This is a genomic window from Xanthomonas fragariae (genome assembly GCF_900183975.1).
GTDB classification, from domain to species: Bacteria; Pseudomonadota; Gammaproteobacteria; order Xanthomonadales; family Xanthomonadaceae; genus Xanthomonas; species Xanthomonas fragariae.
The window spans coordinates 2,715,651-2,739,218 of the sequence record NZ_LT853882.1; the positions used below are offsets into that span (position 1 = coordinate 2,715,651).

At 62.7% G+C, this 23,568-nt stretch carries 23 protein-coding genes and 1 pseudogene; 13 read left to right on the top strand and 11 right to left on the bottom strand.

Annotated elements, in window-relative coordinates:
- Window positions 1-13: 13 nt before the first annotated feature.
- Both PD885_RS22090 and efp read right to left on the bottom strand, forming a co-directional pair.
- The gene (locus tag PD885_RS22090) at window positions 14-343 is read right to left on the bottom strand and encodes a hypothetical protein (protein WP_231892667.1); all 330 of its coding nucleotides are present in this window, start codon (window positions 341-343) and stop codon (window positions 14-16) included.
- Window positions 344-581: 238 nt separating this feature from the next.
- Complete coding sequence (gene efp, locus PD885_RS12605; RefSeq protein WP_002802373.1) at window positions 582-1,148, bottom strand: elongation factor P; 567 nt, start codon at window positions 1,146-1,148, stop codon at window positions 582-584.
- Between the two features lie 103 nt (window positions 1,149-1,251).
- Between efp and epmB the strand changes: the two genes are divergently transcribed.
- A complete protein-coding gene (gene epmB / locus PD885_RS12610) occupies window positions 1,252-2,280 on the top strand; it encodes an EF-P beta-lysylation protein EpmB (protein ID WP_002802375.1) in 1,029 nt (342 codons plus the stop codon).
- Between the two features lie 200 nt (window positions 2,281-2,480).
- Here the strand turns inward: epmB and PD885_RS12615 are convergent, their stop codons facing one another.
- The gene (locus PD885_RS12615; protein WP_002802376.1) at window positions 2,481-3,248 is read right to left on the bottom strand and encodes an RNA methyltransferase; all 768 of its coding nucleotides are present in this window, start codon (window positions 3,246-3,248) and stop codon (window positions 2,481-2,483) included.
- Window positions 3,249-3,365: 117 nt separating this feature from the next.
- On the opposite strand from PD885_RS12615, the gene PD885_RS12620 reads away from it, so the two are divergent.
- A complete protein-coding gene (locus PD885_RS12620) occupies window positions 3,366-4,199 on the top strand; it encodes an inositol monophosphatase family protein (protein WP_002802377.1) in 834 nt (277 codons plus the stop codon).
- A gap of 277 nt (window positions 4,200-4,476) precedes the next feature.
- On the opposite strand, the gene PD885_RS12625 is transcribed toward PD885_RS12620, so the two are convergent.
- The gene (locus tag PD885_RS12625) at window positions 4,477-5,088 is read right to left on the bottom strand and encodes a superoxide dismutase (protein WP_002802378.1); all 612 of its coding nucleotides are present in this window, start codon (window positions 5,086-5,088) and stop codon (window positions 4,477-4,479) included.
- A gap of 255 nt (window positions 5,089-5,343) precedes the next feature.
- Between PD885_RS12625 and PD885_RS12630 the strand changes: the two genes are divergently transcribed.
- Window positions 5,344-5,784, top strand: a complete 441-nt coding sequence (locus tag PD885_RS12630) for a guanyl-specific ribonuclease (RefSeq protein ID WP_002802380.1) — start codon at window positions 5,344-5,346, stop codon at window positions 5,782-5,784.
- Window positions 5,781-6,206, top strand: coding sequence for a barstar family protein (locus PD885_RS12635; RefSeq protein ID WP_002802381.1), 426 nt, complete (start codon window positions 5,781-5,783; stop codon window positions 6,204-6,206). The genes PD885_RS12630 and PD885_RS12635 overlap by 4 nt, the downstream gene beginning before the upstream one ends.
- A 199-nt stretch (window positions 6,207-6,405) precedes the next feature.
- On the opposite strand, the gene PD885_RS12640 is transcribed toward PD885_RS12635, so the two are convergent.
- The gene (locus PD885_RS12640; protein WP_002802383.1) at window positions 6,406-8,298 is read right to left on the bottom strand and encodes an ATP-binding cassette domain-containing protein; all 1,893 of its coding nucleotides are present in this window, start codon (window positions 8,296-8,298) and stop codon (window positions 6,406-6,408) included.
- 110 nt (window positions 8,299-8,408) lie between these two features.
- Between PD885_RS12640 and dbpA the strand changes: the two genes are divergently transcribed.
- Complete coding sequence (gene dbpA, locus PD885_RS12645) at window positions 8,409-9,785, top strand: ATP-dependent RNA helicase DbpA (protein ID WP_002802385.1); 1,377 nt, start codon at window positions 8,409-8,411, stop codon at window positions 9,783-9,785.
- Window positions 9,786-9,890: 105 nt separating this feature from the next.
- On the opposite strand, the gene PD885_RS12650 is transcribed toward dbpA, so the two are convergent.
- Both PD885_RS12650 and PD885_RS12655 read right to left on the bottom strand, forming a co-directional pair.
- The gene (locus tag PD885_RS12650) at window positions 9,891-10,451 is read right to left on the bottom strand and encodes an adenine phosphoribosyltransferase (protein ID WP_002802386.1); all 561 of its coding nucleotides are present in this window, start codon (window positions 10,449-10,451) and stop codon (window positions 9,891-9,893) included.
- A 94-nt stretch (window positions 10,452-10,545) separates the two neighbouring features.
- A complete protein-coding gene (locus PD885_RS12655) occupies window positions 10,546-12,102 on the bottom strand; it encodes a protein adenylyltransferase SelO (RefSeq protein ID WP_002802387.1) in 1,557 nt (518 codons plus the stop codon).
- Window positions 12,103-12,252: 150 nt separating this feature from the next.
- On the opposite strand from PD885_RS12655, the gene PD885_RS12660 reads away from it, so the two are divergent.
- Complete coding sequence (locus tag PD885_RS12660) at window positions 12,253-13,119, top strand: alpha/beta hydrolase (protein WP_002802389.1); 867 nt, start codon at window positions 12,253-12,255, stop codon at window positions 13,117-13,119.
- A 74-nt stretch (window positions 13,120-13,193) separates the two neighbouring features.
- Here the strand turns inward: PD885_RS12660 and PD885_RS12665 are convergent, their stop codons facing one another.
- Both PD885_RS12665 and PD885_RS12670 read right to left on the bottom strand, forming a co-directional pair.
- Window positions 13,194-13,892 (bottom strand): glutathione S-transferase, encoded by a 699-nt coding sequence (locus PD885_RS12665; protein ID WP_002802391.1) that lies wholly within the window; start codon window positions 13,890-13,892, stop codon window positions 13,194-13,196.
- Between the two features lie 201 nt (window positions 13,893-14,093).
- A complete protein-coding gene (locus tag PD885_RS12670) occupies window positions 14,094-14,318 on the bottom strand; it encodes a cold-shock protein (RefSeq protein WP_002802393.1) in 225 nt (74 codons plus the stop codon).
- A 259-nt stretch (window positions 14,319-14,577) separates the two neighbouring features.
- Between PD885_RS12670 and PD885_RS12675 the strand changes: the two are divergent.
- The 4 genes and pseudogenes from PD885_RS12675 (at window position 14,578) to PD885_RS12690 (ending at window position 18,991) form a co-directional block, all read left to right on the top strand.
- Window positions 14,578-15,023, top strand: a pseudogene (locus PD885_RS12675) (DUF188 domain-containing protein).
- Window positions 15,024-15,079: 56 nt separating this feature from the next.
- Window positions 15,080-15,628 (top strand): YaeQ family protein, encoded by a 549-nt coding sequence (locus PD885_RS12680; RefSeq protein WP_088056918.1) that lies wholly within the window; start codon window positions 15,080-15,082, stop codon window positions 15,626-15,628.
- Entirely contained in the window at window positions 15,625-16,806 is a 1,182-nt protein-coding gene (locus PD885_RS12685) for a BaiN/RdsA family NAD(P)/FAD-dependent oxidoreductase (protein WP_002802396.1), read from the top strand. The genes PD885_RS12680 and PD885_RS12685 overlap by 4 nt, the downstream gene beginning before the upstream one ends.
- A 115-nt stretch (window positions 16,807-16,921) precedes the next feature.
- Window positions 16,922-18,991, top strand: coding sequence for a GGDEF/EAL domain-containing response regulator (locus tag PD885_RS12690; RefSeq protein WP_002802398.1), 2,070 nt, complete (start codon window positions 16,922-16,924; stop codon window positions 18,989-18,991).
- 104 nt (window positions 18,992-19,095) lie between these two features.
- Here PD885_RS12690 and htpX read toward each other — a convergent pair whose 3' ends face one another.
- Window positions 19,096-19,974 carry a protease HtpX gene (gene htpX, locus PD885_RS12695; protein WP_002802401.1) on the bottom strand — a complete coding sequence of 293 codons (879 nt, stop codon included), beginning with the start codon at window positions 19,972-19,974 and terminating at the stop codon, window positions 19,096-19,098.
- A gap of 97 nt (window positions 19,975-20,071) precedes the next feature.
- Here htpX and gluQRS point away from each other — a divergent pair, with 97 nt between their 5' ends.
- The 3 genes from gluQRS (at window position 20,072) to phaR (ending at window position 22,527) form a co-directional block, all read left to right on the top strand.
- Complete coding sequence (gene gluQRS / locus PD885_RS12700) at window positions 20,072-20,962, top strand: tRNA glutamyl-Q(34) synthetase GluQRS (RefSeq protein ID WP_088056919.1); 891 nt, start codon at window positions 20,072-20,074, stop codon at window positions 20,960-20,962.
- Between the two features lie 95 nt (window positions 20,963-21,057).
- A complete protein-coding gene (phbB, locus tag PD885_RS12705) occupies window positions 21,058-21,798 on the top strand; it encodes a beta-ketoacyl-ACP reductase (RefSeq protein ID WP_088056920.1) in 741 nt (246 codons plus the stop codon).
- A 159-nt stretch (window positions 21,799-21,957) separates the two neighbouring features.
- Window positions 21,958-22,527 (top strand): polyhydroxyalkanoate synthesis repressor PhaR, encoded by a 570-nt coding sequence (gene phaR / locus PD885_RS12710; RefSeq protein WP_002802405.1) that lies wholly within the window; start codon window positions 21,958-21,960, stop codon window positions 22,525-22,527.
- A gap of 50 nt (window positions 22,528-22,577) precedes the next feature.
- On the opposite strand, the gene PD885_RS12715 is transcribed toward phaR, so the two are convergent.
- Window positions 22,578-23,543: a TraB/GumN family protein gene (locus tag PD885_RS12715; RefSeq protein ID WP_040762001.1), complete on the bottom strand. Its 966-nt coding sequence runs from the start codon at window positions 23,541-23,543 to the stop codon at window positions 22,578-22,580.
- Window positions 23,544-23,568 lie beyond the last annotated feature (25 nt).

A 23,568-nucleotide genomic window follows, 5' to 3' on the forward strand; every position in this document is an offset into this window, starting at 1 on the left:
GATTCCATTAGGGTTAATTGCCGAACGACCACCAGCCGTCGGAGCCTGCAACAGGCGCGTAGCGTTTACCGCTGTCATGCACCACCCGCCGCGCGCGGCGTGTTTGCTCGACCGTGGAATCCGCTCCCGGGTCCATGGTGATCGTGACGCTGTTCGCGCTCAGCACGATGTCGGCATCGCCAGCGCGAGCATAATCTGCGGCGGACGGGTTCCACTTGGCGTGCTCGCTGACCATTCTGCCTGTTGCAGTGCTGCACACGTCGTCTTTCAGCAGCTGCCACTGGCTGAGGTTGTGCTGGAGCAGCGGACGCAAGTTGCGGCCCTCCCGAACCAACAGCGTCAACGCAGCACTACTGTCGTCTTCCGGACAACTGGACCCACGCGCCACGCCATCCACTGGCGCAACATTCACGCCGCCACCAAACACATCGACAGCCGCGAGCGCTGCGATGCTTGGTGCATCGCACCCAGCGTTGGCCGATCGTGCAAACGCCGGCAGCGCTGTCAGCGCACCGCACAGCACCAACAGGACACTGGCACTGCATAACGCTTTCTGCTGCCGGTGTCCCGAGTGCATCGTCTTACTTGACGCGTGCCGAGTATTCGCCAGAGCGGGTGTCGACCTTGATAATTTCGTCCTGGTTGACGAACAGCGGCACACGCACCACCGCGCCGGTTTCCAGCGTGGCCGGCTTGCCGCCGCCGCCGGACGTATCGCCACGCACGCCCGGATCGGTCTCGGTGATCTTCAGCTCGACGAAATTCGGCGGCTGCACCCAGATTGGCGCGCCATTCCATAGCGTCACGATGCAGTCTTCTTCGCCCTTCAGCCACTTGTCCGCGCCACCCATACCGGCCTTGTCGGTCTGCACCTGCTCGAAGGTTTCCGGGTCCATGAAGTGCCAGTACTCGCCATCGCTGTACAGGTAGCGCATGTCGGTGTCGACCACATCGGCCACTTCCACGTCGTCGGTCGCCTTCATGGTCATTTCGACCACCCGACCGGACTTAATGAAGCGGTACTTCATGCGGGTGAAGGCCTGGCCCTTGCCCGGCTTGACGTATTCGGTCTCGGTGATGACCGCCGGCTCGTTATTGACCAGGATCTTCATGCCGTTCTTGACGTCGTTCATGCCAACAGTGGCCATGGTGCAGCTCCTCGATAAGACCACGACCTGCCACAGACCTGGCAGGTCGGATTAGAATGGGGGCGCCTGCCGCAACCGGCGGGCATTGGTTTTGTGACCGCACATGATAACCGCAGCCCCCCTCGCCTTACAGCCGTCCCCGCCCGCCGCCCTGCAGCAGCCACGCTGGCAGCAGCAGTGGCGCGACGCCGTGCGCGACCCGCGCGAACTGCTGGAGCTGCTCGGCCTGGACGCAGTGGCGGCCGGCATTAGCGACGACGCCGCTGCCCAGTTCCCGCTGCGGGTGCCGCGTGCGTTCGTAGCGCGCATGCGCCGCGGCGACCGCAACGACCCACTGCTGCGCCAGGTGCTGCCGCTGGACGATGAAATGCAGCCGGTGCCCGGCTTCGGCCTGGATGCGGTGGGCGATAGCGCCGCCAAAACCGCCGCCGGCGTCATCCAGAAATACCGCGGGCGCGCTCTGTTGATCGCCACCGGCAGCTGCGCGGTGCATTGTCGCTACTGCTTCCGCCGCCATTTTCCGTATGCCGAGGAAACCGCCGCGCGCGACGGCTGGCACGAGGCGGTCGCCGCGATCGCCGCCGACCCTGGCATCGACGAAGTGCTGTTGTCCGGTGGCGACCCGTTATCGCTGGCTACGCCCAAGCTGGCCGAACTCACCGATGCGCTGGCCGCCATCCCCCACCTCAAGCGCCTGCGCATCCATAGCCGGGTGCCGATCGTGCTGCCCGAGCGCGTCGATGCGCGGCTGATGGCCTGGTTACGCGCCCTGCCCTGGCCGGTAGCCTTCGTGGTCCACGCCAACCACGCCAACGAATTCGATGCCGAGGTGGACGCCGCCATGCACGCCCTGCGCGAGACCGGCGCGCAGTTGCTCAATCAGGCCGTGCTGTTGCGCGGCGTCAACGACAACGTAGATGCGCTGGCAGCACTGAGCGAACGCAGCTTCGCTGCCGGGGTGCTGCCCTACTACCTGCATCAACTAGACCGAGTCGCTGGGGTGGCGCATTTCGAAGTGGGCGATGCGCATGCGCGTGCCTTGCACACCGAACTGGCCACACGCTTGTCCGGTTATTTGGTGCCGCGCCTGGTACGCGAAATCCCTGGCGACACGGGCAAGCGGCCGCTGTAACGCCGCCTGTCACACGCGCTGTCAGCACGCGCCCGCATGCCGCGCCACCAATCTGCACACGCTTTCGATATAGGCAAGCGCGCATGCCGTCCTGCTAGCGCGCTTGGGTGCAATCTCGCGTTAGTCGTGGCCTCTGTACGACGCCCAAGAACGCTTTAGAGCAGCCGACAGCCTGGCCGAATTCTTGGATGTGACAGACGTCAGTTTCCGCTTCGCTTGGCGAGCATGGCCATGCGCTGCGCATCGGACAGGATGCCGCGGATCAGACGCACCTCCTGCTCGGTCATTTCGGCACGTAGCAGCAGCCGGCGCAATTTGCGCATCGCCGACTCCGGCGCACGGCCCTTGTGGAAATCGATATCGTCCAGGGTCTCGCCCAACTGGCCGAACATGCCTTCCAGTTGCGCATGACTGGCCGGGCCATCGCGCAGGCCAGCGCTGGGCGCTGCGGGCGCAGACTCGGCCTCGCCTGCAGCCAATTGCGCCAGCCGCACTTCGTAGGCCAACACCTGCACCGCCGCCGCCAGATTGAGCGAACTGAACTGTGGGTCAGAAGGGATATGCACTGCCGCATGGCACAGCTGCAGCTCGTCATTGGTCAGTCCAGTGCGCTCGCGACCGAATACGAATGCCACTTCGGCCGGCTCGCCCGCTTTCGCCAAGGCGCGCTGCGCACCTTCGTCCGGCAGCAACTCTTCCAATGCCACCCGGCGCGCGCGCGCAGTGCAACCGATCACCAACGTGCAATCGGCCACCGCCTCGGCCAAGGTGGCGAAGATCGGCGCATCGCCAAGTACGTCTTCGGCACCAGCGGAGCGTCGGAAGGCGTCTTCGTCAAGTGCGCGCTCGGGCGCGACCAACACCAATCGCGAAACACCCATCGTTTTCATCGCGCGCGCGGCAGCGCCGATGTTGCCTGGATGCTGGGTACCGACAAGAACAAAACGGATGCGCTGACTAACGGACATGAATGAAGAGTGGGAAGCTGTTCGGTCGTAGATGGTAAACTGCGCGACCGGCTTTCGCGCCGTGCCGCTCTTTCACCTTCGCCATTGTCCAACTCTGCCTTCACGGGAGCTTTAACCATGCAGAAACCCGCCGTCACCGTCATGGTCAAAGCAGCCCGCCTCGCCGGCAATGTGCTGTTACGCGGTATCAACAAGCTCGACGCACTTAATGTGGTGGAGAAAGGCCGCATGGACTACGCCAGCGATGTCGATGCCGATGCCGAGAAGGTCATCATCAAGGAACTCAAGCGCGGTTACCCCGAGTACGCAGTGTTCGGCGAAGAAGGCGGCGTGCAGGGCGGCAAGAGTGGTCGCTACACCTGGGTTATCGATCCGTTGGACGGCACCAGCAATTATCTGCGCGGCTTCCCGCACTACTGCGTGTCGATCGCGCTGGTGGAAAACGGGGAGCCCACCGACGCGGTGATCTTCGACCCGCTGCGCAACGAGCTGTTCACTGCTAGTCGCGGCGGCGGCGCAGTGCTCAACGACCGCCGCATCCGCATCGCCGAGCGCAAAGATCTGGAAGGCGCAATGGTCCACACCGGCTTCCCGCCGCACGAGCGCGCACGTGCCAGCGCGCAGCTGAAGTGTGTCGATGCGTTGCTGGTGCAGGCCGAAGACGTGCGTCGCACCGGTTCAGCTGCGCTGGACCTGGCCTATGTGGCCTGTGGCCGCGCCGATGCCTATTTCGAAGCCGGCGTCAAAGCCTGGGATATCGCTGCCGGTGTGTTGCTGGTGCGCGAGGCCGGTGGCCGCGTCTGCAACTACAAGGGCGCCACCCCGCCGCGCATGGACAATATGGGGCCGGAAACGCAGCAGATCGTGGCCGGCAACATCAAGATCACCGACGCGCTGCAAAAGGTCATCGTCAACACCGGCTACGCCCGCGAGTTCGACGCCAAGTTCTGATCGCGCCCTGGGTGAGCATAGCCACTGTCTCCCTCTCAGTAAGAAAGCGCTCTTTGCGGGTCAAACGCAGCGCTCGATTTGAGCACGCCGTTGGTCAGGTGCAAAGGCGATCAGCGCGCTGGCATCGGCAACGCGTTCCACCTGGCTTCATTCGGCAAGCAGCACCGCAGCGCTGGTATTGCCTCGCGACCAAGGTCGCTCCTGCACAGCAGACCACATAAATAAAGAAGGCCGGGATCGCTCCCGGCCTTTTTGCGTTACAGCGTCACTACAAAACTCAGGCGATTGCAGCGTGATAGCGGCGCTCGACTTCGTCCCAGTTGACAACGTTGTAGAACGCGCCGATGTACTCCGGGCGACGGTTCTGATAATTCAGGTAGTAGGCATGTTCCCACACGTCCAGGCCCAGGATTGGGGTGTTGCCTTCGAACAGCGGGCTGTCTTGATTGGCGGTGCTTTCCACCACCAGCTTCTTGTGCGGGGTCACGCTCAACCAGGCCCAGCCCGAGCCGAAACGCGTGAGTGCAGCCTTGGTAAAGGCCTCCTTGAACTTCTCGAAACCACCGATGTCGTTGTCGATCGCCTTGGCGACTTCACCCTTGGGCTCGCCACCGCCGGTGGGTGCAAGCACGGTCCAGAACAGCGAGTGATTGGCGTGACCGCCGCCGTTATTGCGCACCGGACCCTGCAGGTTTTCCGGCAGGCTCTTCAGCTTGGACACCAGTTCTTCGATCGGTAGGTCGGCGTACTCCGTTCCCTCCAGCGCCGCGTTGACGTTGGTGATGTAAGTCTGGTGATGCTTGGTGTGATGGATTTCCATCGTCTGCGCATCGATGTTCGGTTCCAGCGCGTCATAGGCGTAGGGCAACTGCGGAAGGGTGTAGGCCATGCGTGTCTCCTGGACTTGCCGCCCGGCAAAGACCGGGCGTTGCGGGGTAGATGGTAAGGACTGCGGCGGCGCTTACCAAGGGTATTGGCGGGGAAATTTCATTCCATCGCATGCCGTGCCGTGTTCGCTGCACACCTTGCGCCATGCCCCGGTTACTTGGGCGTGAACCGTGACTGCGCCCTGCCGCGTTCAAAGTCCACACAGTCGCGCATCGGCATACTTGCCGTACGGCACACATTCTTTCGGATCGTCTTCATGCGCAAGCCCGCTCTGCTGATCATTGCGATCGTGCTGCTCGTCGCCGGCTTAGGGGGTATGCGCGCGATGCAAACGCCTAAGCCACAGTTCGCGCCACAACTCAACGCGCCGATCGTTGCGATAACGCCGGCACGTCAGGTTCCGCGTTTGCCGGCGTTTTTGCCCATCGAAGCGATGGCCACGATCGTGTTGATCCAGCGCGGCGGTCCGTTCCCGCATCCGCAGGACGGCAGCGTATTCGGCAATCGCGAGCATCGCCTACCCGAGCACCCGCGTGGCTATTACCGCGAATACACCGTCGATACCCCTGGCAGCCTCGATCGCGGCGCACGCCGTATCGTCACCGGCGGCGCCCCACCCGACGCCTGGTACTACAGCGACGATCACTACGCGAGCTTTAAATCCTTCGAAGGCCCGACCCCGGATCAAGCGCCATGAGCATGGGCGACTTCGCGTTGGATCTGTCCGATCCGCAGCAATCCGGGCTGTATCAGGCCGACACTGATGATCTGAACATCATGGCGGCGCTGGCCCGCGATGCCGGCTTGCGCATCTTGCGTGTGGATCTTGCCACCTGCAGTGACAAGCGCATGTTGCTGATGCGTCTGGCGACGCAACTGGATTTTCCCGCCAGCTTCGGTCGCAACTGGGATGCACTGAGCGATGCCCTGCGCGACCTGGCGTGGCTGCCATCACAGCACGGCTATGCGCTATTGATCGACGGTGCCCAGGCGTTGGCAAGCACTGCGCCAAAGGACTGCAACACCTTGCTGGATATTCTCGATGAAGTAGCCAATGCCTGGGCGGCGCGCGGACTGATCTTCGCTGCGTTCGTGGCGCCGGCCAGCGCCTGCAATTGATGGCGGCTACTGAAGGAAATCGTGGGATCAAGCGGTAGGTGCCGCGCTGCGGACCGTCGGCGCCTACCAGCGCGTATCGCCGCTGCTTCCCATCAGACGCACATCTCTCAGCGGCAGCCGCATCGCAATCGCGTTGCGATGCGTGTGGGCTATCTCACATACCGACGCACCGGCACGCAATCGCGCGCCGGCCAATCCATCAACTATCCAATGCGCTCCAGCGCGCATATGCCGCATCCAGCTGCTTTTGCGCATCGCCCAACGCTGCAGCGTGGACGGCCATCGCCGTACTGTCGCGCTGATAAAACGCCGGATCGTTCATGGCCTCGGTCAACGCGGCGACCTGCTGCTCCAGGGTTTCGATCAATGCCGGCAACTGCTCCAGCTCGCGCGCGTCCTTGTAGCTGAGTTTGCGCTTCGGCGCGGTCTCCACAGATGCTGCGTCCGTAGCAGGTGGGGGCGCAACTGCAGTGGCCGACGCCTTGGCGACCGCCATCGCATTGCTCGCCGGCGTACGCCGCTGACGTAGCGAATCGCTATAACCGCCAATGTAGTCGCCGACCAGGCCCTCGCCTTCCATCACCAGCGTGGAGGTCACCACGTTGTCGAGAAAGTCACGGTCATGGCTGACCAACAACAACGTGCCGGTGTATTCGCCAAGCAATTCTTCCAGCAGCTCCAGCGTCTCAACGTCCAGATCGTTGGTTGGTTCGTCCATCACCAGCAGGTTGGAAGGCTGCGCAAACAAACGCGCCAACAGCAGGCGATTGCGCTCGCCGCCGGACAGACGCGTGATCGGCGCGCGTGCGCGCTCCGGGGTGAACAGAAAGTCCTGCAGATACGCGTGCACATGCTTGCGCTTGCCGTTGATCTCGATGAAATCGCGGCCTTCGGCCACGTTCTCGATCGCACTCCAATCCTCGCGTAACGTGGAACGGTACTGGTCGAAGTAGGCGATCTGCAGATTGGTGCCGATGCGGATCTCGCCCTGCTGCGCCTGCAGATCGCCCAGCAACAGCTTGAGCAAGGTGGTCTTGCCGCTGCCGTTTGGGCCAATCAAGCCAATGCGATCGCCGCGCTGGATGATGGTCGAGAAATCCTTGACCATCGTGCGCGCTCCGAACGCGAAGCCGACTTCTTTGGCCTCGATCACCTTCTTGCCGGACGACTCGCCCTGCGAGACTTCCATGTGCACGTTGCCGGTCAGATCGCGGCGCTGCACACGTTCGTTGCGCATCGATTCCAGACGCCGCACACGCCCCTCGTCGCGGGTACGCCGCGCCTTGATGCCTTGGCGGATCCAGATTTCTTCCTGCGCCAGCAGCTTGTCCAAGCGCGCATTTTCCTGTGCCTGCGCATTGAGCCGTTCTTCGCGGCGACGCTCGTAATTGGACCAGTCGCCCGGCCAGCTGGTGACCTGACCGCGATCGATTTCGACGATGCGGGTGGCCAGCGCGCGCAGGAAGCGCCGGTCATGGGTGACGAACAACACGCTGCCGTTCCAGCTCTTCAGGAACGATTCCAACCAATCAATCGCTTCGATATCCAGATGGTTGGTCGGCTCGTCCAGCAGCAGCACATCCGGCGAGGACACCAGCGAGCGCGCCAGCAGCACGCGACGCTTCATGCCGCCGGATAGCCGCGCGAAGTCCGCATCGCCATCCAGTTCCAGCTTGGTCAGTGTCTCGCTGACGCGCTGATCCAGCGCCCAGCCTTCTGCCGCATCGATCTTGGCCTGTACCTTGCCGAATGCATCGGCGTCGAACACCTCGGCATGGCTGAGTTGATGAAACTCGGCCAGCCAATGACCAAGCTCGCCCAGGCCATCGGCTACTACGTCGAACACGCTGCCAGCGGTGCCCTGCGGCACCTCCTGCTCCAGCCGTGCGATGCGCACGCCCTGTTGCACGCGCACTTCACCGTCGTCGGGCTTGAGCTGGCCAGCGATCAGCTTCATCAAGGTCGATTTGCCGGCACCGTTACGGCCGATGAGGGCGATACGCTCGCCCGGCTCGATCGCGAGGTCGGTTTTTTCCAGCAACAAGGGGCCGCCGACACTGTAGTCGACGCTTTGCAGAGTGATTAAAGGCATTGCCCGATTGTACGGGAATCGGGCAATGGTGAATCGGGAATGGAAACGGCCGCCGCCCTTGGTCTTTAGCTTTCGCGGTTCCCGATCCCCTGATTCCGCTAAAATGCGCCATGAACGAATTCTCCGCGCTGCCGCTGTCGCCGGCCCTGGCCCCCGGCATCGACGCCCTTGGCTACACCGTCCTTACTCCCATCCAGGCGCAGAGCCTGCCGCCGATCCTGCAGGGGCTCGACCTCATCGCCCAGGCGCCGACCGGCAGCGGCAAGACCGCCGCCTTCGGGCTGGGCCTGCTGCAAAAGCTCGATCCAGCGCTGACTCGCGCGCAGGCACTGGTGCTGTGCCCTACCCGCGAATTGGCCGATCAGGTCGGCAAGCAGTTGCGCAAGCTGGCCACCGGCATTCCCAACATGAAGTTGGTGATGCTTACCGGCGGCATGCCGCTGGGCCCGCAACTGGCCTCGCTGGAAGCGCACGACCCGCAAGTAGTGGTCGGCACGCCCGGGCGCATCCAGGAGCTAGCCCGCAAGCGCGCGCTGCATCTGGGCGGCGTGCGTACGCTGATACTGGACGAAGCCGACCGCATGCTCGACATGGGCTTCGAAGAGCCCATCCGCGAGATCGCCAGCCGTTGCGACAAACATCGCCAGAGTCTGCTGTTTTCGGCCACATTCCCGGACATCATCCGCACGCTCGCGCGCGAGATATTGAAGGATCCGATCGAAATCACCGTCGAAGGCGCCGACAACGCACCGGAAATCGATCAGCAATTCTTCGAGGTCGACCCGACCTACCGGCAGAAAGCCGTTGCCGGCCTGCTGCTGCGCTTCAATCCCGAATCCAGTGTGGTGTTCTGCAATACCCGCAAGGAAGTGGACGAAGTGGCTGGTTCGCTGCAGGAGTTCGGCTTCTCCGCGCTCGCCCTGCATGGCGACATGGAACAGCGCGATCGCGACGAAGTGCTGGTGCGCTTCGTCAACCGCAGCTGCAACGTGCTGGTGGCCAGCGATGTGGCCGCGCGCGGGCTGGACGTGGAAGACCTCTCGGCGGTGGTCAATTACGAATTGCCCACCGACACCGAAACCTACCGTCATCGCATTGGCCGCACCGCGCGCGCCGGCAAGCGCGGGTTGGCGCTCAGCCTGGTGGCATCACGCGAGACGGGGCGCGCGCAGGCACTGGAGGCCGAACAAGGCCAGCCGTTGAAGTGGTCGCGTGCCCCATTGGCCACTGCCCGCCCTGCACAACTACCGCAGGCAGCGATGATCACCTTGCGCATCGACGGCGGCAAGACCGACAAGCTGCGCGCCGGCGACATCCTGGGCGCATTGACCGGCGAAGCCGGACTTTCGGGTGCGGCGATCGGCAAGATCGCGATTTACCCCACTCGTTCCTACGTCGCTATCGTGCGCGCGCATGTGGACAAGGCGCTGGGGCATCTGCATACAGGCAAGATCAAGGGACGCCGGTTCCGGGTCAACAAACTCTAGATAGCGACGCGGCCGGTGCAATGCCGGCTGCGGGTTATTCGCTGATGCTCATCACGCAATGGATGCGCTCACTGGGCGCATCGAAGTGTCGGCAAGATGTCCGGATCAGCAAGACAGCGTCGCCAGCAGCGGCACGTCGTTGGCCCACTTCTCACGGCCCTGCAGCGCCTGCAACTCGACCAGTACCGCGGCGCCAACGATTTCCAGCTCCAGCTGTGCGGCCAGGCCCAAGGCCGCGCGCAAGGTACCGCCGGTCGCCAGCACGTCGTCGACGATCAGCACGCGGGCACCGCACGGTAGCGCGTCTTCGTGCATTTCGATGCGGTCGGTGCCGTATTCCAGCACATATTCCTGGATCAAAGTCCGCCCGGGCAGCTTGCCAGGCTTACGCACCGGCACAAAACCGGTGCGCAGTTCGCGCGCCAGGGCCGCACCCAGGATGAAACCACGTGCTTCGATGCCCAGCACAGCATCCAGCGGCGTGGTGCGCCAGGGCTGGGCCATTTCGTCCAGCGCCGAGGCGAAGTCCGGGCCGTCGGACAGCAGCGGGGTGATGTCCTTGAAGACGATGCCCGGCTTGGGAAAATCGGCGATGTCGCGGATCCGGTCCGACCAATGATTGGTTCCGGAAGAGTTGGTGCCGGCACAGCGGCTGCAGTCAGTCATGGTGGCGGTGGCATCAGGGCCGGCGGGGACCGCCCTATTCTAGGCTGCGCGGACTGGCGACGCCGCGTTTACGACATACGTGCATCTGAGCGCGTCAGGAACTGCACGACAGCATTGAGCAGCCGGCACGATCGCGCGCCCAGTCAGGCCGACGTGCAGCAAACGCCTCGCAGCCTGGCTGGTCGTCGTATGGGTATTGCATGACCTCGAGCAACTCCTGCACACCCGACGGATCGCCCTGTTCTGCACGATCGATCGCCTGCTGCGCCAAATAATTGCGCAGCACGTAGCGCGGGTTGGCCTGACGCATGCGCGAGCGCCGCTGGTCTGGCGACAAAGTGTCTTGCAACAGCCGCGCAGCGTAGCGATGCAGCCATTGCTGCAACTGCGGCGCATCTGCAATGCGCTTGTCTTCGTTATAGAACGCATCGCGCAGTTGCGCAGGGTCCGGATGCTCGGGCGATAAGTCGATCAGGCCACGGAATGTCAGCGTCATGTCCATCTCGGCCCCGCGCATCAGCGCGCGCAGCGCATCGATCAACTGCAGATCCTCATCGCGGCATTCGGCCAGACCCAGCTTAGCGGCGGTATCGCGTCGGTCGCAGGCTAGGTAGGTATCGCGAAACCGATCCAGCGCCTGCTGCAGCGGCGCCTGGTCGGCAAACAGCGGCGCCAGCGCCTGCGCCAGCCGGCCAAGGTTCCAGTACGCCACCTGTGGCTGGGTGCCGAAGCGATAGCGGCGGCCTTGCGCGTCGGTGGTGTTCGGGGTCCAGTCGGGATCGTAATCATCGAGCCAGCCGTAGGGACCGTAATCGATGGTCAATCCCAGGATCGACATGTTGTCGGTATTCATCACCCCATGTACGAACCCCACCCGCATCCAGTGCGCCACCATCACCGCGGTGCGCTCGCAGACCTGCGCAAACCATACCGCGTAGAGCGCTTGGCCGGCGCCTTCCAGTTCGGGGAAATCGCGCGCGATGGTAAAATCCACCCATTGCCGTAGCAGTGCGATATCGCCGCGCGCACTGGGTAATTCGAAATTGCCGAAGCGGATGAACGACGGCGCTACCCGGCACACGATCGCGCCGCGCTCGTGCTGCGGCCGGCCGTCATAGAACATATCGCGTACCACTGCATCACCGGTCGTCACCAGACTCAACGCACGCGTGGTCGGCACGCCCAGATGATGCATGGCCTCGCTACACAGGAATTCGCGGATCGATGAGCGCAACACGGCACGACCATCGGCACCGCGCGAGTACGGCGTAGGGCCGGCGCCCTTGAGCTGCAATTCGTAGCGGCCACCGTCGACGCCTAGCACTTCGCCCAACGAGATTGCCCGCCCGTCGCCGAGCTGCCCCGCCCAATGCCCGAATTGGTGCCCGCCGTAGTTGACCGCCCAGGGCTGCATGCCCGGATACAGCGCATTGCCACCGAATACCTCGGCAAACTGGGCGCTGGCAATCTCGGTTTCGTCCAGCCCGAGTCGCTGGGTCACTTCGGCCGAATATGCGATCAAACGCGGTGCTGCCACCGGCGTCGGCAGCACTGCCGACCAAGCGGCGCTCACTTCGCGACGGCGCGCGCCTTGTTCCGGATCGCCAGGTAGTTGCTGGCGCAGGCGGTTGTCAAATTGCATCTGTGTCATGGCTGCAAGCCTAGAATGTGTGCTGTATGTCGGTGAGTGCGAAGATGACGGTTAAGTCTCTACGCAAGCACCCAATACCAATCAACAGCGCAGACGCTGCGAATAATGAGGCGAGCGCTCGATGTCGTCGCCACCCTAACAGTCACGTATATGCCTCCCTGCCTTTCCATCTGGTTCCGCTTCACACTGTTGTTGATGGGCTCGCTTACTACGACTTCTTGCACTAGCGTCTTCTTTAGCGGCATCAACGCCGCGTCTAGCCGCGCCGGAGTCATCGAACGCCCAAACCAGGTTTTCGACTCTTCTCACGGTCTTTCACTGGATGTGTACCAACCGCAGGGGGCCAGCGATGCGCCGATAGTGGTCTTCTTCTATGGCGGCACATGGAAACGTGGCAAGCGCACCAACTATCGCTGGGTAGGACGTTCGCTGGCGCGCCAGGGCATCGTCGCGATCGTTGCCGACTACCGCAAATATCCACAGGTCGGCCTACAAGGCTTCATGTCTGATGTCGCTGGCGCTACCGCATGGGCATACCGCCATGGGCACGACTACGGCGGAGATCCGAAGCGACTTGCGGTGATGGGTCACTCGGCAGGCGCGCATCTTGCTGTGTTGCTGGGCACAGATAGCCATTGGCTAAACGAACAAGGGATGACACCACGCGAGCTTTGCGGCGTCGTGGGCCTGGCTGGTCCGTATAAATTCCTACCACTGACCGACCCCGAGCTCATGGAGATATTCAGCGACACAGCCGCCGCTGCCGATCCCATCAGCCATGTAGACGGCGACGAGCCTCCGATGCTGCTGCTCCACGGTGCAGACGACAAGGTGGTGGCGCCCCGGAACAGTATTGCGCTGCAAGCAGCCCTACAGCGCGCGGACGGCGCAGGGCTACTCAAACTTTATCCCCACGTGGGCCACATACGACTTATTCTTTCGCTGCGAAAGCCGATGGCCCATTCGCCGGTTTTGAACGATACCGTGCAGTTCCTTCGGCAATGTCGCGCGCACTGACTAGCTGTGCAAGCCTGAAGGGACGCGCTCAACTGTGACATGGTCCGCGCCCGGGCTGATGCGGCAGTGGATCGTCAGTCAGCAAGCCTGCTTCCCATCAGCTCGAACGGACCACCCTTCTTCAGCGCAGCCCGGTAGGCGGGACGCGCTTGGATCCGCTCCAGAAACACCTGCAAACGCGGATATTTCTCCAGCCCACCGCCACGCACCGCGGCAGCCTGCACCGGAAAGCTCATCTGAATGTCGGCGGCGGTAAAGCGTTCGCCGGCGAACCATTCGCGCGCCTGCAGCGACTGCTCCATCCACTCCAGATGCAGTTTGAGCTGGGGGTCAACAAAGCCCGACATCGCCTTGTCGACGATCGCACGCGCGATGGGTTTGGCGAAGAACGGCATCGGCGCACGGCGGATGTGCCCGAAGATCAGCGTCATCAGCAACGGCAACATTGCCGAGCCTTCGGCGTAGTGCATCCAGTAGCGAAACTGCAAACGCTCAGGCGACTCCAGCGGACACGGCGATGGCGACAGCGCGCATTCGGTGTCGTAGCGTTCGGTCAGGTATTCCAGGATCGCGCCGGATTCGGCCACGGTCAGATCGCTATCGACGATCACCGGAGATTTGCCGAGCGGGTGAATCGCGCGCAGCGCCGGCGGCGCCAGCATGGTCTTTGGGTCGCGTACATGGCGTACGATCTGGTATGGCAGTGCCAGTTCCTCCAACAGCCATAGCACGCGCTGGGAACGGGAGTTGTTGAGATGGTGGACAGTGATCATGAGAAAGCTGCACGCGGAAAACGAACATCCTAACCATCCAAGCGTCGTTACCGCGCTCACTTCGCCCGGATGCCGCGACGTGTGTGACGCGGATCGAATCTGGCATTCCACTCCACGTTTCTCGCCCCAAACCACGCCCAATAAAAAACGCCAGTCGCTTGCGCGACCGGCGTTTTAGGCAACCTGACGGTTGCAGACGGATTAAGAAGCTACCACCTGCACCTGATCAGCCTGCATGCCCTTCTGGCCTTGCACGGCGATGAAGGTGACCTTCTGGCCTTCCTGCAGCGACTTGAAGCCGGTGCCCTGGATGGCACGGAAATGCACGAACAGATCAGGGCTTTGATCATGCGGGGTAATAAAACCGAAGCCCTTGGCATCGTTGAACCACTTCACCACACCGCTCTGACGAGTTTCATCTGACATTTTTACTAACTCCTGAACTATTGATTGATAAATCGCAGCGTCCGAAAAGCCGGAGCTGAGACTGAGTTGCAGGCGTTGGTAAAGCGGAACGATGAAGCGAGATCTGTAACGATCCGGCTGCATCAGGCCACGATTCACGGTGACCCTTGCAAACACAGTGCACGTACAGTACTCGTGTTTCCAGCAAAAAGCGACACCTGGCGTCAAATTTTTACTGTCATGCCAAATCCGATGACTTGTAGAGCAAACACGACCACAGATCTGGAGCGATGCCGATGCCTGTCCTTTAGCGCTCCGCGACATTGCTGTTTTGCGCGGCTGCGCGCACCGACATCGCGGTGACCCTGGTCGACAACCAATATCAACTGAAATGCCCGCGGTGCCGCAGGTGCGTGCGCTGCAGGTTCCCGGCGGTACAGACCCGGCCGATGACATCATCGCCGAACCAGTCGCTGCCGACGATCTGGTCGTAACCTAGGACATTCGGTTGGCCGCACGCATTCTGGAAGCTGACGCTACCTCGATCGGCCTGCGCGGCGAGCCGTTTACCAGCAACTCCATCAACGAGCACCTGTCGATACGCAACATTCTGGAAAAGCTGCGCGGGGGCCGGCGACGACGCCGACACAGCATGTACGTGACCGCAATGCATTTGCGTCCCAATTGGACCGCTGGCTGTCCGCGCAGCCGCAGAAACCGCTGTAACGCACCGTGCCTGGAGCGGGCGCGTATCATGGGCGCCCTTTGCAATCGGCATACTGATGGCTCTTACCGCCACCGTCCGTAGGGCGGAACTTCAGATCAGCGACATGGACCGCGGCTATTACGCCAATCATTCGCTGACCCTGGCCCAGCACCCTTCCGAAACCGACGAGCGCCTGATGGTGCGGCTGCTGGCGTTTGCGCTGTTTGCCGACGACCGCCTGGAATTCGGCCGCGGCCTCAGCAACGACGACGAGCCAGACCTGTGGCGGCGCGACTACACCGGCGATCCGGATCTGTGGATCGATCTCGGCCAGCCTGATGAAAGCCGCGTGCGCAAGGCATGTAACCGTTCACGCGAGGCAGTGGTCATCGGCTACGGCGGCCAAGCCACCGAAACCTGGTGGAAGAAACACGCCAATGCATTCGGCAGGCATCGCAATCTGCGCGTCATCGAGCTCGAATCGCAGGCCAGCGAAGCATTGGGCGCATTAATCCAGCGCGGCATGCGCTTGGACGTGATCATCCAGGATGGCGAAGTGCAGATGCTGGCCGACCACGGCAGCGTCACCCTGACCCCGATGGTGCGGCAAGCGCCGGCTGAATGAGCACGCGTTGCGACGTGTTGGTCATCGGTGCCGGCGCTGCGGGCTTGATGAGCGCCTTCACTGCCGGCCGGCGCGGTCGTCAGGTGTTGGCGATCGACCACGCCAACAAGGTCGGCAAGAAGATCCTGATGTCAGGTGGCGGGCGCTGCAACTTCACCAATACCGGCACCACGCCGGGCAATTTCATTTCGGCCAATCGCCACTTCTGCAAATCCGCCTTGGCGCGCTACAGCCCGGCGGATTTTGTGGAGATGGTCGAGCGCCACGGCATTGCCTATCACGAGAAAGAACTGGGCCAGCTGTTTTGCGATGTCTCATCCAAGCAAATCGTGCGCATGCTGCTGGATGAGTGCGAGACGGCCGGCGTGGAGATTCGCACCCAATGCGAGGTGCAGTCGGTGCGGCGCGACAGCGACGGATTCAACGTCGAGACCAGCCAGGGTCGCGTGCAGGCGCAGTCACTGATAGTCGCCACCGGTGGGCTGTCGATTCCCAGCATGGGCGCCAGCGACTTCGGTTACACGCTGGCCAAGCAATTGGGCCATGACCTGCTGCCGACGCGTGCCGGGCTGGTGCCGCTCACCCTGAGCGGCAAGCACCAGGAACGCTTCGGTGAGCTGGCCGGACTGGCGTTGCCCGTCGAGGCGCAGTGCAACGGAGTCAGCTTCCGAAACTCCATGCTACTCACCCACCGTGGCGTCAGTGGCCCGGCGATCCTGCAGATTTCGTCCTATTGGCAGCCGGGCGATGACCTGCGCCTGGACCTGCTGCCGGGGCACAATGTGGGGGCCTGGTTGCGCGAGCAAAAGCAGCAACGTGGCGCTACCGAGCTGCGCAATGTACTGGCCGAGGTGTTGCCGCGGCGGTTTGCACAGCGGCTGTGCGAGGTGTGGCTGCCGGACAAGCCGGTGCGTCAGCTGGATCCACCGCAATTGCAGAGCGCTGCCGACCTGCTCGGCGCCTTCCCGCTAATCGCCAGCGGAACCGAGGGCTACCGTACCGCTGAAGTAACGCTGGGCGGGGTCGATGCTCATCAGGTCTCAAGTGCGACCATGGAGTCGCGCTTGGTAGCCGGTCTGTATTTCGTCGGCGAAGTGCTGGATGTCACCGGGTGGCTGGGGGGTTACAACTTTCAGTGGGCATGGGCATCCGGTCACGCGGCCGGGAGCGTAGCCTAAGGGGAGCCCGCCCCTAAAGCGTGGGCTGAGTCTCACACCGGATGCCGCCTTTTCCAAGCACATGGACGCGCCCGATTACCGTCGTGTATTAAAGCCCGTCGCTAGGGAGCTGCGCATGCAAAGAGGTAAAGATCTCACCCTCCGCTTGATGATCGTCGACGATAGTGTCGAAGGAGCCGAGGCGATCGTGACGGCGTTGCGCAACGGCGGCATTGCGGTGCGTCCGTCGCGGGCGCAGACGCTGGAGGAGCTCGCCAGCATACTGTCGGGGCAGATCGATCTGGCACTGCATGGGCAGGCACTGCAGATTCCGATAAATGCACTGCAGCAGCAGATCGCCGGCAGCGGCAAGGATATTCCGATCATCCTGCTTGCCGAGCGCATCGAAGAAAATGCGCTGGTCGAGGCCGCTTCGCACGGTATCCGCGCGATTGCGCTGCGCTATCGTCCGGAGCATCTGTTGGCGCTGGTGCGTTCGGAATGGGCGGACCTGCAGGCACGACGCGGATTGCGTCGCATCGAAGCACAGATGCGCGAAACCGAGCGTCGCTGCGACGCGCTGATCGCCTCCTCGCGCGACCCGATCGCTTACGTACACGAAGGCATGCATATCCGCGCCAACGAGGCGTATCTGGAAATGTTCGGCTTCGAGTCGTTCGACGATGTCGAAGGCGTGTCGCTGCTGGACATGATCGCCGCACAATACGTCGACGATTTCAAGAAATTGCTCAAAGCGCTGTCCAAGGGCGAGCCGCCGCCGGCCCAGTACAAGCTCGATGCACGCCGGCTGGAAGGCGACACCTTTCCGGCGACGATGGAATTTGCCACTGCCACCTACGAAGGCGAGCCGTGCATCCAGGTGGTGTTCCGGCGTCGCGAAGAGTTCGATCCGGAACTGGCGCGCGAAGTAGAAGTTCTACGTCAGCGCGATCAGGTCACCGGCCTGCTCAACCGCCCTACCTTCATGGTGGCGCTGGAACAGGCGGTCGCGCAGGCTGGCCGTAGCGAGAGCCAGTCCGGCTTCCTGTTGATCGAGCCGGACCACTACGTGCGCATCCTGCCGGAAATCGGCCTGGATTCGGCCGACGCTTTGATCGCGGCGCTCGCCGCACATGTGGCCAGCGTGCTGGATCAGAGCGTAGTGGCGGCACGTTTCGGCGAGCATAGTTTCGCGCTGCTGATGAACGGCACTTACGCGCGCACGCATGCGCTGGCTGAAACGGTGCGCGATGCATTTGCGCAGCATGTCTTCAGTGTCGGCGTGCGCTCGGCCACGGTCACGGTAAGCATTGGAGGTGTGCAAATCGGCGAAAAGATCGCCAGCGTCGGCCAGGTGCTCAATCGCGGCACCGAGGCGGTCCGCACCACTGCCGAGCTCGGCGGCAACGCTGTCAGCATCTACGACCCAGCCGCGTCTGATCGCGCCGAAGAAGAACGCATCGAACGCTGGGTACAGCAACTGCGCGAAGCGCTGGTCGGCCAAGGCTTCCTGCTGCATTACCAGCCGGTACTCAATTTGCAAGGCGAGCCGCTGGAGTTGTATCAGGCTTTCCTGCGCCTGGAACGCAATGGCGAGATGATGTCGCCGAACGCGTTTATCGCAATCGCCGAAGAGCACGACCTGATCACCGAGATCGATCGCTGGGTGGTCGCCCGTGCGATCCGCCAACTCGGCGAGCGGCAACGTGCGGGGCACAAGACCCACCTGCTGGTGCGGGTCGGCCCGAATTCGTTCTCCGACCCGCAGATGATCGACACCATTCGCGAGCAACTGGCGGTGTACGGCGTGCCCGGCGAGCGGCTATGGCTGCAGACGCCGGAATCGAAGGTGTTTACGCATCTGCGCAATGCCCAGCAGTTTCTGGCTGCGGTGTCGGGAATGGGTTGCAAGGTTGGACTGGAGCAGTTCGGCTCGGGCTTGGATTCGTTCCAGCTCCTCGCGCATTTCCAGCCGGCCTTTCTCAAACTGGATCGCGGCATCACTGGCGAGGCTGGCTCGGCTCGCGAAAGCCAGGAGAAGATCGGCGAGATCACCTCGCGCGCACAGCCAGCGGGCATTTTGACCATGGCCGAATTCGTGGCCGATGCGCAGTCCATGAGCAGCTTCTTCAATGCCGGCTTGGACTACGTGCAGGGCGACTTCGTCGCACCGACCGGGCCATTGATGAACTACGAGTTCGGATGAGGCCTCGACCCGGGCTCTGTTGATCGTCGAAACCGCGTCACAACAAAAAACCCGCATCGTGCGGGTTTCTTGTTTGCCATCGGCCAGCAAGTGTCGCCGGCAACTTACATCGCAGTGCCATTGGCAGCACGCAGCGCGGCGATGCGCTCGGTCAGCGGCGGATGGCTCAGAAACAGCCGGCGCAAGCCGTCGCCCACGCCGCCGGAAATACCGAACGCCTGCACCTGCGAGGGCAAGGTGTTCTGGCCGTGATTGAGCGAAAGCCGCTCCAGCGCGGCAATCATCTTGCTGCGGCCTGCCAGCTGCGCACCACCGGCATCGGCGCGGAATTCGCGGCGGCGCGAGAACCACATCGCGATCATGGTCGCGAACAGACCGAACACCATCTCCAGCACGAACACGCTGATGTAGTACGCAAAACCACGGCCACCTTCGCGGTTGCCCGCCAGTGTGCTGTCGATGATGCCGCCGACCACCCGCGCCAGCACGATCACAAACGTATTGAGTACGCCCTGCAGCAACGCCATGGTCACCATGTCGCCATTGGCAACATGGGCGATTTCGTGGCCCAGCACCGCCTCGGCTTCGTCCTGTGCCATGTTCTGGAGCAAGCCGGTAGACACCGCCACCAACGCGTTGTTGCGATTGGCGCCAGTGGCGAACGCGTTGATCTCCGGGCCTTCATAGACCGCCACTTCCGGCATGCCGATGCCGGCGGCTTGGGACTGACGGCGCACGGTCTCCAGCAACCAACGCTCGGTCGGCGTGCGTGGCTCAGTGATCACCTGCGCGCCGGTGCTGCGCTTGGCCATGAACTTGGACAGCAGCAACGAAATGGACGAGCCGCCGAAACCGAAGATGGCGGCCATCACCAACAAACCACTCATTTGCGCAGGATTGACGCCCAGCACCGACATGACGATGCCGGCAAGCATCAATACCGCAAAGTTAGTCAACAGGAACAGGAAAATGCGGTTGAACATGGCGTCGTGGCTCCACTCATGCGGGTTGAACTGCAGCGGATTTGCGGCCGTTAGCGCTTGAAATCAAGCGACCACATGACCGACGATTCAGCCGCCCATGCCATCGCCCCTCTACCGCGGCCGCTTCGCGCCCTCCCCGACCGGCCCCCTGCACTTCGGCTCCCTGCTGGCGGCGTTCGGCAGTTGGCTACTTGCTCGCCACACCGGCGGTCAGTGGTGCGTGCGCATCGAGGACATCGACCCACCGCGCGCCGAGCCGGGCGCCTCCGAACGTCAACTGCGCACCTTGGCCGCCTTCGGGCTGACCTCGGACCTGCCGGTGATCAGACAGTCCGATCGTGACACGCACTACACTGCGGCGATCACCACGCTACTGGACTTAGGTCTGGCTTTCGAATGCAGTTGCAGCCGCGCCGACCTGTCAGGTATGGGCGGCATCCACCACGCCTGTGTGGCGCCGCTGAGCGCGCGCCGGGCGGTACGCCTGCGGATGCCGCCACAAGCGCCGGTCTGCTTCGACGACACGCTGCAGGGACGTGTGGTGCAGGACGTGTATGCTGACGTGGGCGATGTGGTGCTGCGCCGCGCCGATGCTTATTGGGCCTATCAGTTAGCGGTGGTGGTGGACGATGCTGCGCAAGGCATTACCGATGTCGTGCGCGGCGCCGACCTTCTGGATTCCACCCCGCGCCAATTGCTGCTGCAGCGTGCGCTGGGCTTGCCGCAGCCACGCTACCTGCATCTTCCGCTGATCCTGGATGACCACGGCCGCAAGCTTTCCAAATCGCACCAAGCTCCTGCACTTGACGATGCCGACCCACTGCCGGCCCTGCACGCTGCCTGGGACGCACTGGGCCAGCTGCCAGCCGCGCTGCCGCGACATGCGCAGGTCAACACGCTGCTGCAGCATGCCGTGCAGCATTTTTCGCCGCAATTGCTGCCGCGCCGCCTCAATCTGGAGCTCAACGGACGCGCATCACAACGCTAGCGTGACTAGAATTACGACTCAGCACCGGCATCTGGGTGCCGCGCTCGCGCCGGTACCGGATCGCCCTGAAGTCTTACTTGTTGATTGGAGTCGTCATGACATCTCGCGTCGCATTGGTCACCGGCGGCACCGGCGGTATCGGTACTGCCATTTGCAAACGCCTGGCCGACCAAGGGCACCGGGTCGCCAGCAACTTCCGCAACCAAGAAAAGGCACAGGCCTGGCAGCAACGCATGCAGGCGCAGGGCTACGAATTCGCCTCTTTTCGCGGCGATGTGGCTTCGTCCGAGCATGCGCGCACGCTGGTCGACGAGGTCGAAGCAGCGCTGGGGCCGATTGAAGTGTTGGTCAATAACGCCGGCATCACCCGCGACACCACCTTCCACCGCATGACTGCCGAGCAGTGGTACGAGGTCATCAACACCAACCTCAATTCGGTCTTCAATGTGACCCGCCCGGTGATCGAAGGCATGCGCGAGCGCGGCTGGGGCCGGGTGATCCAGATCAGCTCCATCAATGGGCTGAAGGGACAGTACGGGCAGGCCAACTACGCCGCGGCCAAGGCCGGCATGCATGGCTTCACCATCTCGTTGGCGCGCGAGAACGCAGCATTCGGGATCACCGTCAACACGGTCTCGCCGGGCTATGTGGCCACCGACATGGTGATGGCGGTGCCCGAAGAAGTGCGCGCCAAGATCGTCGCCGACATTCCCACCGGCCGGCTGGGTCGCCCGGAGGAGATCGCCTATGCGGTGGCGTTTCTTGTCGCGGAAGAGGCTGCCTGGATCACCGGCTCGAATCTGGACATCAACGGTGGCCACCACATGGGCTGGTAGCGTTTGCTGCGACTTTGCCGTGCAACATGGATTCTTGTTGAAAGTCATGCTGCGCAACATTTTTTTAGTGTCTGATTAAGAAAATAGGGCGTTGCGACTGTTGCAAGCACTGCTGCGGTGCGCCATCCTGCGCGCACTATCGTTGTGAGTGAACGTTCCATGGCCGGACTTCGCATCATCAAGAAGTATCCCAATCGCCGTCTCTACGACACGGAAATCTCCAGCTACATCACCATCGAAGATGTGCGCCAACTGATCATCGACGGCGAAGAATTCGAGGTGCGCGACGCCAAAAGCGGCGAAGACCTCAGCCGCGCGGTGCTGCTGCAGATCATTGCCGACCGCGAACAGGACGGCGAGCCAATGCTCTCCACCCAATTGCTGAGCCAGATCATCCGTTTCTACGGCGACTCGCTGCAGGGCTTCATGGGCAACTATCTGGAACGCAGCATGCAGGTGTTCCTGGATCAGCAGCAGCAGTTCCGCCAACAGATGGGCAACCTGCTTGGGCAGACTCCGTGGGCGATGATGAACCAGCTGACCGAGCGCAACCTGGAGTTGTGGCAGGAATTCCAGCGCAATTTCGGCGCTGGCTTCGGTGGTCCGGGTAGCCCCGGCACACCGCCAGCCTCGACCAGTATGGCCAGTGGCCCGATGGGTACCGGCAGGCATGGCACCGCCGGCAACACTACCAGCGGCGCCACCGGCAAGGTCCGCAACCGCGGGTGAGGCAAGCGCTACGCCTTCCTAAAGCGTGAAACGCTCCAAAGCCTATCCAGTCAGTGGCCGACCGGCTCCGCGCAAGCCGAGCAGATCCGCTCCACGTGGAAGCCACGTGCACGCAGACGCTCCACCACGCCGTCGTTTCCCAGCAGATGCAACGCACCGACCACCGCCAATGTGGTTCCTCCGCCTTTGCCGAGCCGTTGCTCAAGACGCGGCACCCAGCGCGCATTACGCTCGACGTTGATGTTCTGGTACAGCGCCGGATATTGCCGGCGCATGTCTTCGGCCATCTGCGTGGACAGCGTGCGAACATCGCCGCTGCGCCAGGCCGCATGCAACGTGCGAACCTGATCGGTGGCACCGGCCTCGTCCAGGGATTCTTCCAGCAGCTGATGCTGCTCGGTGGGCGACATGCCATCGAGCAAGGCGATCTGTTCGTCGGCGCGTTCCAGCCCATCGGCTGGCTTGCCCCTGGCCTGCGCCTGATCCATCAGGTAGTGGTCCAGACCCGCATTCGGGTCCATCCCTTGCCGGCTCATCTCGGCCACACTGATCGTCAAGGCCACAAACCACGGTTCGAGCCGCTGCAAGCTGTCGACAGACATGCCGTAATTGTGCGCGTATGCGCTCAAAGCCTGCCAGGTCTTCGCATCGAGCACATCTTGCAGCTTGCGCCCGTCGGTACGTCGCGCCGCCTGCAGCATGCGAGCGCCCAGTTCAGGCGATTGCGCATCGGTGGGCGGCAGCTCGAATACCAGGCGGTCGGCCTTGGCGAAGGCCTGCATGACGTCCGCCGATAACGGGTAATCACTGGCCTTAAGTACATGGAACGAGCCGAGCAGATACAGCGTGCCGCCCTTGCCATCGACCTTCCACAACAACGGTACCGGCGGGCCGATCGGCGTGTCGTTGGCGCCGCGCGCCCAGACCAGTGCGACCGCCCCACTCCACAATCCCAGGCCCATTAGTGCGCCGCCGCACCATGCTGCAATTCGTGTTCGCCCGCCTGCTGTCACCATCTCGATGTCCGCCTCAGCCCGTAAC